Origin of the sequence: Streptomyces mesophilus (genome assembly GCF_011044995.1) — a bacterium.
GTDB lineage: Bacteria > Actinomycetota > Actinomycetes > Streptomycetales > Streptomycetaceae > Streptomyces > Streptomyces mesophilus.
Map to the genome: position 1 here is coordinate 1 of NZ_JAAKZW010000264.1, position 10,543 is coordinate 10,543.

A 10,543-nucleotide genomic window follows, 5' to 3' on the forward strand; every position below is an offset into this window, starting at 1 on the left:
TGGTAATAGCGGGCCACGCTGGTGCTCCCCCGCCCGCTGCGGCAACCGCACCCGCGTGGCCCGCTATTACCAGCGCCACAAGCCGGACCGGACAGACTGAGCGGACCGGACAGACTGACCGGATCGGCCGGACTGACCGAGCCGTACTGCCGGTGCCCAGTCCTGCTGCCGGTCCTCAGTCCAGCCGCCGGCGCTCCAGACAGCAGCCCACAAAGTCCTGCACCAACGGATCCGCGTCGGCCGCCGGCCTCCACACCACGGCCACCGAGCTGGGCGCGACTCCCGTGAGCGGGCGGTACGCGACTCCCGGGCGGGCGTAGTAGCGGGCGGCGGATTCCGGGGCGAGTGCGATGCCGTGGCCGCCCGCGACGGCGCTGAGCCAGTCGTCCGGGTTGTCGGCGACAGCGCCGATACGGGGCTCGCGGCCCTCGCGCGCGTCGGTGGCCAGCCAGTAGTCGCGCCAGGTGCCCGCCGCCACGGGAGCCGCCACGAACGGTTCGTCCCACAGCTCGCGGAAGGCGAGACCCTCGCGCTCCGCCAGGGGGTGGCCGGCGGGCAGCACCACGCAGCGCGGCTCCGTGAGCAGCACCTCCACCCGTAACTCCTCCTGGCCCGGCAGCGGGAGCGGCAGCAGCGCCACGTCCACGTCGCCGGCCGTCAGGTCCGCGGTCGGCGCGGACCAGGACGCGTGCCGCATCTCCACCCGCCAGCCCGGCCGACGGCGCCCGAACGCGGCGATGATCTCCTGCGTGGCCTCCCCCGCGGCCCCGGCCAGGAACCCGACCCGCAGCACCTGCTCCGCCCGTCGGGCCGTGTGCCGTGTCTGCCGCAGCGCCTCGGCCAGATCGTCCAGGATCGCCGGCACCCGGGCGGCCAGCGTCTCCCCCGGCCCGGTGAGCGTCATCCCGGCCGGCGTACGGACGAAGAGCTGGACTCCGAGCTGCTTCTCCAGTTGCCTGATCTGCTTGGTCAGGGCGGGCTGCGACACGTACAACCGCTCGGCGGCGCGGGTCAGATGCCCCTCTTCGGCGACGGCGGCGAAGTAGCGCAGGAGCCTGGTGTCCACGTCCATGCCGCCAGGTTATGAGGACAGGTATTGGATCGGCGGAGCGGCGTGCGAGCAGAGTCGGAGGCGAGGGAACACCTCCGTTTCGAGCCGCTGGAGCCGCACCATGTTCGCCGCATACGTCACCGTCACTTCGCTCACCATCGTGGCGAACGCCGCCGGGGCCTACGCCGACTTCACCGGGCACGAAGCGGTCGGGGCCATCGCCGACCGCCTCGGTGTGCCGCGCTCATGGATGGTGCGCCTCGGCGCCCTCATGGGCGCGGGCGCCCTGGGCCTGCTTGCGGGCTTCGCCGTACCGGCGCTCGGCACGGCTGCGGCCTGCGGCCTGGTGCTGTACTTCCTCGGCGCGATCGGCGCGCATCTACGGGTCCGCGACCACGACTTGGCCGGCGCGCTGACGATGCTCGCGCTGGCCGGGGTGTCGCTGGTGCTCGGCGTCGCGCAGCACGGGGTGTGGTGAGCGGCGAGCCCCAAAGGGAGCGGAGTCCGCCCCGCTCAGCGCGCCGTCTTCTCCAGGAACGCGAGCAGCGCCGCCGCCACCTCCTGCGGCATCTCCGCCTGCGGGTAGTGGCCCGCGCCCTCGACCATCACGATCTCCGTCGGGCCCGCGAGCCCCGACGCGAACTCCTCCGCCTCCGCACGCGGGTCCTTGAAGTCCGGGTCCTTGGTGCCCATCAGGATCAGGGACGGCTGGTGGACCTGGGAGCGGTGGGCCGCCGAGTCCTTGGCCTTCGGATCGCCCACCGCGACGAACGCGGCCGTACGGCCCGGCTCGCGCAGCCGGGACTTCATGGTGGCGACGTACTCCTTGAAGTCCGCGGGCTTGCCCGCCTTGTACAGCGAGGAGTAGAAGAGCCCCCACAGGAACGGGGTGCGCAGGACCACACCGGTGACCGCGGCCATCAGACGGCCGGGCTGCGGCGGGTTCGCCCAGGGCGAGAGGGCCACAACTCCCGTGATGAGCTCGGGGAGTTCGGCGGCGGCGGAGACGACCGAGTCGGGCGTGAAGGACTGGCCCACCACGGTGGCCGGGCCGCCGAGGTGACGGATCAGGGCGAGGTAGTCGGCGCCGTGCGCCGAGGTGGTGTGCGAGTCCCAGCCCGTGCTGCTCTCGCCGTGGCCGCGCAGATCCATGGTGGCCACGCGGTAGCCGGCGTCGACCAGCCGCGGGACGACGAAGCGGTAGACGGCCCGCAGATCGCCCATGCCCGGCGCCATGACGACGAGGTGCCCGCCCTCGGGCCCGGAGACGCTGTACGCGATACGGCCTCCCGGCACGTCCAGGTACTGGGTCTTCGGCTGCTCCTGCGTTCCGTTCATGGTGTCCCCCTCGACTGCGGCTAACGTTGTTAACTTCAAGCTAACGACGTTAGCCACGCTCGTCAAGAGCTCCACCGCGCACCATCGCCCCCAGCAGAGGCCGGGATCAAGGTTTACGGAACGGTCGTGCCCCAACTAGCGTCAGCCGCACGTCGACCCGAGGGGGACAACCGTGGCCAATCCGCCCGCCAGAAGCGCCGAGGAACGCAAGAGCGACACATTGCGGCGGCTCGAAGAGGACGTCGATCTGTGGGTGGCGAGTGCGGATCCGGAGACGGGGGCGCCGTTCCTCGTGCCGCTCTCCTTCGCCTGGGACGGCACGTCGCTGCTCTTCGCGACCACCGTCACCAGCCCGACCGGGCGCAATCTCGCCGCATCGGGCCGGACCAGGATCGGGCTCGGGCCGACCCGGGATGTCGTGATGGTCGACGGTTCGGTGGAGGTCCTCACCGCCGACGAGCTGGGCAAGGAGACGCTCGACTGGTTCGCGCAGGCGAGCGACTGGGATCCACGGCAGCAGGCGAACGCCGAGGCGTACCGCTGGTTCCGGGTCACGCCCCGGCGCATCCAGGCCTGGCGTGAGGCGAACGAGATCCAAGGGCGGGATCTGATGCGGGACGGCCGGTGGCTGGCCTGAGCCGATGGGCCACCCGGCCTGAACTCACCACCGCCGGGGCCGGTGGCCGGCCTGAACCAGCCGCCCCCTGCGGTCAGTTGGCCTTCCGGCCCTCGGCCATCGTCGCCACGAACCGCTCCAGGCGGGCCAGCCGGGTCTTCTCGGTGCGTGCGGTGACCAGGCCGAAGTAGAGGGCGTACTGGTCGGACTTGCCGAGCGTCTCGTAGAACGCCCGCGCCGCCGGGTTCGCGTCGAGCGCCTCGACGAGATCCGGCGGTGCGGTGGCGTTCTTCTGCGAGGCGTACGCCGCCTCCCAACGGCCGTCCGTACGCGCCGACTCGACCTCGGCGAGACCGCGCGGGCGCATCCGGCCGGCGGCGATGAGCGCCTGCGCCTTGCCCACGTTCACCTGGGACCAGAGGGAGCGAGGGCGGCGCGGGGTCACCTTCTGGACGAACCAGGACTCGTCGAACCCGCGGCGCTGGCCGTCGATCCAGCCGAAGCAGAGGGCCTGCTCGACCAGCTCCTCCCAGGTGAGGGAGGGGATGCCGGTGTGCTTCTTGGCCATCTTCACCCAGAGGACGGTCCGGGTCTCGTGATGCTCGTCGAGCCAGGCTTCCAGGGCCGACGCGGCGGCGGGGATGAGGAGTTCGGCTCCGTCGTAAGTCTCCATGACCGGAGCGTAGGGGCGATAGAGGTCAGTTTCTGACCTACTTCGCAGGGCCGCTGTCCTACTTCACCAGCTTGTGCGCGATCTTCGCCAGCCGCTCGCCCTGGTAGCGCGCCGCCTCGAGGGTCTCGTCCGAGACCTCGCCGCTGCTGCCCACGTGCACCGTGCCGTAGGGGTTGCCGCCGGCGCCGTAGACCGCGGCGTCCGTGAAGCCGGGCGAGACGATCAGCGAACCCCAGTGGTGGGCCGTGTTGTAGAGGGCGAGCAGGGTCGACTCGTTGCCGCCGTGCGCGTTGTGCGCGGAGGAGAAGCCGGTGAAGGGCTTGTCGTGGAACGCGCCCTGCTGCCACAGACCACCGGTCGAGTCGATGAACTGCTTGAGCTGGCTCGCGATGTTGCCGTAACGGGTCGGCGAACCGAGCGCATAGGCGTCCGCCCAGCTCAGGTCGTCGAGCGTGGCGACCGGGACCTCGTCGGAGATGGCGTCGACATGGGCGCGCCAGGCGGGGTTCGAGTCGATCGCGGCATCCGGGGCGAGCTCGGCCACGCGTCGCAGCCGGACCTCGGCGCCGGCCTTCTCGGCGCCCTCGGCGAGGGCCTTGGCGAGCTCGTGCACATTGCCGGTGGCCGAGTAGTAGACGACGGCGATCTTCGGCGCGGTGGTGGCGGTGGTGTCGGCGCTGGTCATGACGAACCCCTCCGGAGGTACAAGATCTGAAACGGATTCGTATCCGCTTCGGCGATGCCCACAGTTAACCGGATGAGAATCCGGTTCGCAAGGGGTATCCGGATAGCTTTCCGGTTCTGCACGATTCCCGTAATGTGCAGGCCATGAACCAGCCCCCGCTTCTCCCCATGGCCGGCCAGGCGCCCCCGGAACGCGCCGACGCCGCCCGTAACCGGCGGCGGATCCTGGACGCGGCGGCGCGGATCATCGACGAGCAGGGCGCGAAGGCGCTCACGATGAACGGGGTCGCGCACGCCAGCGGCATCGGGGTCGGCACGGTCTACCGGCGCTTCGGCGATGTCTCGGCCTTGCTGCTCGCGCTGCTCGACGACGGTGAGCAGCGCCTGCAGGCCGCGTTCATGACCGGCCCGCCCCCGCTCGGTCCCGGCGCTCCGGCCGGCGAGCGGCTGCGGGCCTTTCTGCACGCGTACGCCAAGCACACGCTCGAGTCCGAGGAACTGCTGCTCGCCGCCGAGAAGGCCTCGGCATCGGCCCGGTACAAGAGCGACCCGTACCGGGTCGTCCACACCCATGTGCAGCTGCTGATCCGCGAGGCCCGGCCCGAGCTCGACGCTCCCGTCCTGGCCCATCTGCTGCTCGGCGCGTTCCAGCCGAGTCTGCTGTGCCATCTGCGCAGCGAGATGAAGGTGTCCGAGGAGCGTCTCGAGGCGTCGCTGGACCAACTGCTCGACTCTCTCGTCTAGTTGAGCGAGGTTTTGTCTACTTGAGCGCCTGATCCCGTACGGGTTCGTCGGCCGGACGCGCCGCCGCCGCCCAGCGCGTCACGGGACCGAGCGCGTACGACGCCGTCAGGATCAGTCCGCCGAGCAGCAGCCACCCGGCCGCACCCACCTCGATGAGCAGCAGGGTCAGCAGGAGCGGGCCGAGGGTGCGGGCGACCGTGACGCCCGTACCGAAGAAGCCCTGGTACTCGCCGATACGGCCGGGCGGGGCCAGGTCGAAGCCGAGCTGCCAGGAGCCGGCCGACTGCAGCATCTCGGCGACCACGAGCAGCACCGAACCACCGATCAATGCGATCGCAGCGGCCCAGGCCGACACCCCTGTGGACAGCGCGAACACCCCGCAGGTGAGCAGCATCAGCACACCGGAGCGGCGGATCGCGCGGGCGGCGGTGCCAAGTCCCGTGACCGCGCGGGCCGTTCGGACCTGGAAGAGCATCACGGCACCTGTGTTGAGGATGAACAGGGCCGACACCAGCCACTCGGGGGCCTCGGTGCGCTCGGTGATCCACAGCGGAATGCCCAGGCTGAGCAGCGGCATCCGCAGCAGCAGCACGGTGTTGAGCAGCGTCATGACGGCGTACGGACGGTCGCGGAGCACGGCGAGCTTCGCGCCCTCGGCGGCCGGGACGGGCTCGACGGCGGGCAGCCGCGTCAGGACGTACGCGCAGGCCAGGAAGCTCACCGCGTCGATCGCGAACACCGTGAGATACGCGCCGTCGGTTCCAAGGGACAGGGCCACGCCGCCGAGTCCGGCGCCCACCGCGAGCCCCGCGTTGAGCGTCGACTGCAGATGGGCGAGCGCTCCCGTGCGTTCCTCTTTGGTGACCAGGCCGGCGAGCAACGCCTGGCGGGCGGCCGCGAGTCCGGACTGGGCGGTGGCGTAGGCGCAGGCGGCGAGCAGGAACGGTACGAAGTCGCGTACGACCAGGAAGGACGCGACCGCGGCGGCCGTGGCGACGGCCAGCAGCATCGCCGTCCCGCGCGGTCCGCGCCGGTCGGCGAGCCGCCCGAGCGGCACACCCACCAGCGAGCCGATGGCCCAGGCGACGGTGAGCCCGAGCCCGATCTTCGCGGCGTCGAGGCCGACGACGTGGGTGAAGTAGAGGGCGGAGGTGACGTAGTACGCGCCGTCGCCCACGGAGTTGCTCAACTGGGCCAGGGCGAGGGTGCGTTGAGGGCCTCGGGGCGGGAGCAGGTTCGTCATGAACAGCACGGTAGGGAGCCAATGGCTCCCTACCATAGGACAATCCGCCCCCACTCCAGTGGGCCATTTACTCCTTCAGGCCGAAGCGGTCATGCAGCCTCCGCAGCCGCCGCGGAGCCCACCACGCCCGCCCTCCGAGCAGCGTCATCGTCGCCGGGACCAGGAGCATCCGTACGACCGTCGCGTCGATCAGGACCGCGAGGGTCAGCCCGAGGCCGATCTGCAGGATGGGCGAGAAGCTGCCGGTCATGAAGGCGCCGAAGACGATCGCGAGCAGCACCGCGGCACAGGTGACCACACGGCCGGACTGCCTCAGGCCCGTCACCACGGCGGCCCGGTGGTCGCCGCTGCGCAGCCACTCCTCGCGCATCCTGGCCAGGATGAACAGCTCGTAGTCCATGGCGAGTCCGAACGCGATCGCGATGATCAGCGGCGGTGCGGTCAGGCTCAGCGCGCCGAGCCCTTCGGCGCCCAGCCACCCGGCCAGATGCCCGTCCTGGAAGACCCAGGTGACGACGCCGAGTGCGGCGCCCAGGCTGAGCAGGGTCGTCAGGATCGTGCGTACGGGGATCAGGAGCGAGCCCGTGAAGGCGAAGAGCAGCGCGAAGATGCCGACGAGGACGATCACGATCGCCCAGGGGGCGCGTTCGGCGAGCATGGCGCGGAAGTCGACCATGTGGGCGGCGTTCCCGGTGACATGGACGGGTTCGGCGCCGCGCAGGTCGCGGATCTGCTCGACCAGGCCGGTGGCCTGGGCTCCGTCGACGGTGCCCTTCGGGTAGAGGTCGAGCAGGGTCGTGCCGTCGCCGGTCTTCACCGACTCGGCGCGGGCGATGCCCGGCAGGGCGCGGATCCTGCGTTCGCAGTCCGGTTCGGCGCCCGGCATGATCACGACGCTGACGGGGTCGAGGCCGGTGCCCTCCGGGTAGTGGGCGCGGACCGCGTCGTACAACTCCCGTGCCTCCGTGCCCTGTTTGAGCTGACGCGCGTCACCGAGGTTCATGGTCATCTGGGTGGCGGGCAGCGCCAGGAGGACGAGGCCGACGGCCACCGCGACCGTCACCGCGACCGGGCGGCGGGCCGAGAAGCGGGCGAGGCGGGCGAAGACTTGGCCGGGTTCGCGCTCGGAGGCCCTGCCGAAGAGCCGCCTGCGCGGGGAGGCGGGCGCGATCTTCCCGCCGAACTTGGTGAGCAGCGCGGGCAGCAGCGTGACCGCCGCCAGCATGTCGACCACGACGACCGCGGCCGCCGCGAGACCCATGCTGCGCAGGAACAGGTTCGGGAACACCATCAGACCGGTCAGACAGACCGCCACCGTGAGCCCGGAGAACAGCACGGTCCGCCCGGCCCGCGCGACCGTGCGCTCGACGGCCTCCGCCACAGAGCCCGCGGATGCACGCTCCTCACGGAAGCGGACCACCATCAACAGGGCGTAGTCCACGGCGAGTCCGAGCCCGAGCATGGTGGTGACCTGCACCGCGTACACCGACACATCGGTCACCAGCGAGAACCCGTACAGCGCGAGGAAGGCGCCCGCGACCCCGCTGATCGTGACGACCAGCGGCAGCGCGGCGGCGCGCAGACCGCCGAAGATCAGCAGCAGCACGATCAGGACCACGGGCAGCGAGATGATCTCGGCGCTCGCGACGTCCTCCTGCGCCTGCCCGCCGAGCTGGACGCCGAGCAGCGGTCCGCCGCTGACGTGCACGGTCGCGCCGTCGATCGCATGGAACCGCTCGGCGACCTCCTCGGCGAGCCCTTCCTCGTCGTCGTCCGCCAGGCCCTGGACGAACTCCACCGGGATCAGCAGCGCCTCGCCGTCCTCGGACGGCATGCCCTCCGGTACGTCGGCGATGCCCGCCAACTCCCGTACGTCCGCGGTGGCTTCACGGATCTCGGACCGCAGCCCGGCGAGATCCCCGGACTCCACGATCGCCTGGATGGAAGCGCCCTCGGTGGAGAGCTTGTCGAGCAGTTCCTCGGTGCGCTGCGATTCGCTGCCCTCGACGACCTCGACGCTTCCTTCGAGGTCCCCGAAGACGCGGGTGCCGAGGCCGAAGCCGGCCACGAGCAGCAGCAGCCAGATCAGGATGACGGTCAGCGGGCGACGGGTGGCCACCCTGGCGAGTGCGGAAAGCACGGTCCCTCCCAGTGATGTTCCCCGCGCCCTCGGCGGGGTCCGTCACTCAGGCTCCTGGGAAAGGAAGTTGGCCACATCGCCGGTCGGAGCGGTGTTCCCCTCTCGCCCGGCAGAGGGAGGAGTCGCCCGCACGGGGGAGCCCCGGACCCGCGGGGCCTCAGGCTCCGGGGGTCACAAGACCCGTCTCGTACGCGCAGATCACCGCCTGCACCCGGTCCCTGAGCCCCAACTTGCTGAGCACATTGCTCACATGGGTCTTCACCGTGTGCTCGCTCACCACGAAGGACTTCGCGATCTCCGCGTTCGTCAGCCCGCGCGCGAGCAGCCGCAGCGTCTCCTCCTCGCGGGCGGTGAGCACGGACAGACGGGCGGGCGAGGGTTCCGCGGCGGATTCGGTGCGTCGTCTGCGTACGACATCGGCGACCAGGCGGCGGGTCACGGAGGGCGCGAGCAGGGAGTCACCGGAGGCGACCACCCGTACGGCGTGCACCAGGTCATCGCGCCGGACATCCTTCAGCAGAAAGCCGCTCGCCCCCGCGTACAGCGCCTCGTAGACGTACTCGTCGAGATCGAACGTCGTCAGCATCACGACCTTGCACGCCGACTCCGCACACACCACCCGCGCCGCTTCGATCCCGTCCATGACCGGCATACGGATATCGAGAAGCAGCACGTCAGGGGTGTGCCGGCGGACCGCGTCCACCGCCTCGGCGCCGTCTCCCGCCTCGGCGACCACCTCGATGTCGGGCTGTGCGTCGAGGATCATCGAGAAGCCGCTGCGGACCAGCTCCTGGTCGTCGGCGACGACCACGCGCACGCTCATCCGACCGTCTGCGTCTCGATGGGCAGCGTGACGATCACCCAGAAGCCGCCGTCGGGTCCGGGGCCCGTGGCCGCCGTGCCGCCGCAGGCAGCGGCCCGTTCCCTGATCCCGATCAGCCCCTGCCCCGCACCCTGGACCCGGGTCTTGCCCGGCCGCCCGTCGTCCCGCACCGTCAACCTCAACTCGTCGACCCCCCAGTCGAGTTGGACGATGGCCTTGGTGGCCCCCGCATGCTTCACCGTATTGGTCAGCGCCTCCTGCACCACCCGGTACACCGCCACCTCCACATCCGCGGGCAGCTCGGCGGGCTCACCGGTCCGCAGCTGCTCGACGTGCAGCCCGACCGCCGCCACCTGCGCGATGAGCTGGGCGAGGGCGGCGAGTGACGGCTGCGGACTGCGTTCGGGCGGCAGCGATCCCCGGGGTTCCTTCAATACGCCGAGCAGGCGCCGCAGTTGGGCCATCGCATCGCGCCCCGCGCCTGCGATCGCCTCGAAAGCCGCCTCCGCGCGCGACGGATCGCTGCGCACGACCACCGGGCCGGCCTCCGCCTGCACCACCATCAGGCTCACCGCGTGGGCCAGGATGTCGTGCATGTCGCGCGCGATCCGGGCCCGTTCGCGCGCGACGGCCCGCGCGGCCTCCATCTCGCTCTCGTACGCGAGTCTGCGCGCCCGCTCCTCCACGGCCTCGGTGTACGCACGCTGGATCCGGGCGAGCCGGCCGAGTCCGTACGCGCCGAGCAGGCTCGTCAGATGGAAGGCGTACTCGAAGGGCTCGGCATGCTCCTTGAGCGTCATCGACACCGAGGCCCCGGTCAGCCACAGGAGGAGCATCAGCCGGCGCGGCCAGGGCGTGCCGATCGCGGCGCCGGTGTAGAGCACGACGAAGCCGCCGAACACGACATCGGGCGGCGGTGCGTGGTGCAGGGTCATCGCGGTGGTCGCGGCGCCGACCAGGATGCCGGTGATGTACGGGGCACGGCGGCGCCAGACCAGCGGCAGCGCGGTCGCGGCGGCGAAGAGGAAGCCGAGCCAGGTCAGCTCGTCGTCGTTCTCGCGCTCGGGCAGCAGGAACTGCAACGAGACGGCGAGCAGGACCAGCGCGGCCAGCGCGACGTCCACCACCTGCGGACGGCGCGCGGCACGCAGCCAGGATGCTTCGGGCATGCGGCAACTCCTGGGTGGGGAGGGCCGGTTCGGGTCTGTTCAGTATCGGTACGGGGAGGGGG

Annotated in this window: 12 protein-coding genes; 4 read left to right on the plus strand and 8 right to left on the minus strand. The window is 71.1% G+C overall.

The window, feature by feature from the left end; translation table 11 throughout:
* A partial coding sequence (locus G6045_RS35525) for a CGNR zinc finger domain-containing protein (protein WP_206344617.1) occupies positions 1–100 on the plus strand: 100 nt, incomplete at its 5' end.
* Between the two features lie 75 nt (positions 101–175).
* On the opposite strand, the gene G6045_RS35530 is transcribed toward G6045_RS35525, so the two are convergent.
* Positions 176–1,072, minus strand: a complete 897-nt coding sequence (locus G6045_RS35530) for a LysR family transcriptional regulator (RefSeq protein ID WP_165336339.1) — start codon at positions 1,070–1,072, stop codon at positions 176–178.
* Positions 1,073–1,172: 100 nt separating this feature from the next.
* On the opposite strand from G6045_RS35530, the gene G6045_RS35535 reads away from it, so the two are divergent.
* Positions 1,173–1,529: a DoxX family protein gene (locus tag G6045_RS35535; RefSeq protein WP_165336340.1), complete on the plus strand. Its 357-nt coding sequence runs from the start codon at positions 1,173–1,175 to the stop codon at positions 1,527–1,529.
* A 35-nt stretch (positions 1,530–1,564) separates the two neighbouring features.
* Here G6045_RS35535 and G6045_RS35540 read toward each other — a convergent pair whose 3' ends face one another.
* Complete coding sequence (locus G6045_RS35540) at positions 1,565–2,389, minus strand: alpha/beta fold hydrolase (RefSeq protein ID WP_165336341.1); 825 nt, start codon at positions 2,387–2,389, stop codon at positions 1,565–1,567.
* Positions 2,390–2,561: 172 nt separating this feature from the next.
* On the opposite strand from G6045_RS35540, the gene G6045_RS35545 reads away from it, so the two are divergent.
* The gene (locus tag G6045_RS35545) at positions 2,562–3,026 is read left to right on the plus strand and encodes a pyridoxamine 5'-phosphate oxidase family protein (protein ID WP_165336342.1); all 465 of its coding nucleotides are present in this window, start codon (positions 2,562–2,564) and stop codon (positions 3,024–3,026) included.
* 73 nt (positions 3,027–3,099) lie between these two features.
* On the opposite strand, the gene G6045_RS35550 is transcribed toward G6045_RS35545, so the two are convergent.
* Positions 3,100–3,678 (minus strand): YdeI/OmpD-associated family protein, encoded by a 579-nt coding sequence (locus G6045_RS35550; RefSeq protein WP_165336343.1) that lies wholly within the window; start codon positions 3,676–3,678, stop codon positions 3,100–3,102.
* 58 nt (positions 3,679–3,736) lie between these two features.
* Complete coding sequence (gene wrbA, locus G6045_RS35555) at positions 3,737–4,363, minus strand: NAD(P)H:quinone oxidoreductase (protein WP_165336344.1); 627 nt, start codon at positions 4,361–4,363, stop codon at positions 3,737–3,739.
* A gap of 143 nt (positions 4,364–4,506) precedes the next feature.
* Between wrbA and G6045_RS35560 the strand changes: the two genes are divergently transcribed.
* Entirely contained in the window at positions 4,507–5,106 is a 600-nt protein-coding gene (locus G6045_RS35560) for a TetR/AcrR family transcriptional regulator (protein ID WP_235968525.1), read from the plus strand.
* 16 nt (positions 5,107–5,122) lie between these two features.
* Here the strand turns inward: G6045_RS35560 and G6045_RS35565 are convergent, their stop codons facing one another.
* The 4 genes from G6045_RS35565 to G6045_RS35580 form a co-directional block, all read right to left on the minus strand.
* A complete protein-coding gene (locus G6045_RS35565; protein WP_165336345.1) occupies positions 5,123–6,349 on the minus strand; it encodes an MFS transporter in 1,227 nt (408 codons plus the stop codon).
* 67 nt (positions 6,350–6,416) lie between these two features.
* Complete coding sequence (locus tag G6045_RS35570; protein ID WP_165336346.1) at positions 6,417–8,489, minus strand: MMPL family transporter; 2,073 nt, start codon at positions 8,487–8,489, stop codon at positions 6,417–6,419.
* Positions 8,490–8,646: 157 nt separating this feature from the next.
* Entirely contained in the window at positions 8,647–9,312 is a 666-nt protein-coding gene (locus G6045_RS35575; protein ID WP_165336347.1) for a response regulator, read from the minus strand.
* Positions 9,309–10,481 carry a sensor histidine kinase gene (locus tag G6045_RS35580; RefSeq protein WP_165336348.1) on the minus strand — a complete coding sequence of 391 codons (1,173 nt, stop codon included), beginning with the start codon at positions 10,479–10,481 and terminating at the stop codon, positions 9,309–9,311. Before G6045_RS35580 ends, G6045_RS35575 begins: the two co-directional genes overlap by 4 nt.
* Positions 10,482–10,543: the final 62 nt, after the last annotated feature.

Coding starts and splice junctions, on each gene's coding strand:
- wrbA (WP_165336344.1), bottom strand. CDS start 4,363: ATGACCAGCGCCGACACCACCGCCACCACCGCGCCGAAGATCGCCGTC.
- G6045_RS35550 (WP_165336343.1), bottom strand. CDS start 3,678: ATGGAGACTTACGACGGAGCCGAACTCCTCATCCCCGCCGCCGCGTCG.
- G6045_RS35560 (WP_235968525.1), top strand. CDS start 4,507: ATGAACCAGCCCCCGCTTCTCCCCATGGCCGGCCAGGCGCCCCCGGAA.
- G6045_RS35565 (WP_165336345.1), bottom strand. CDS start 6,349: ATGACGAACCTGCTCCCGCCCCGAGGCCCTCAACGCACCCTCGCCCTG.
- G6045_RS35540 (WP_165336341.1), bottom strand. CDS start 2,389: ATGAACGGAACGCAGGAGCAGCCGAAGACCCAGTACCTGGACGTGCCG.
- G6045_RS35575 (WP_165336347.1), bottom strand. CDS start 9,312: ATGAGCGTGCGCGTGGTCGTCGCCGACGACCAGGAGCTGGTCCGCAGC.
- G6045_RS35530 (WP_165336339.1), bottom strand. CDS start 1,072: ATGGACGTGGACACCAGGCTCCTGCGCTACTTCGCCGCCGTCGCCGAA.
- G6045_RS35535 (WP_165336340.1), top strand. CDS start 1,173: ATGTTCGCCGCATACGTCACCGTCACTTCGCTCACCATCGTGGCGAAC.
- G6045_RS35580 (WP_165336348.1), bottom strand. CDS start 10,481: ATGCCCGAAGCATCCTGGCTGCGTGCCGCGCGCCGTCCGCAGGTGGTG.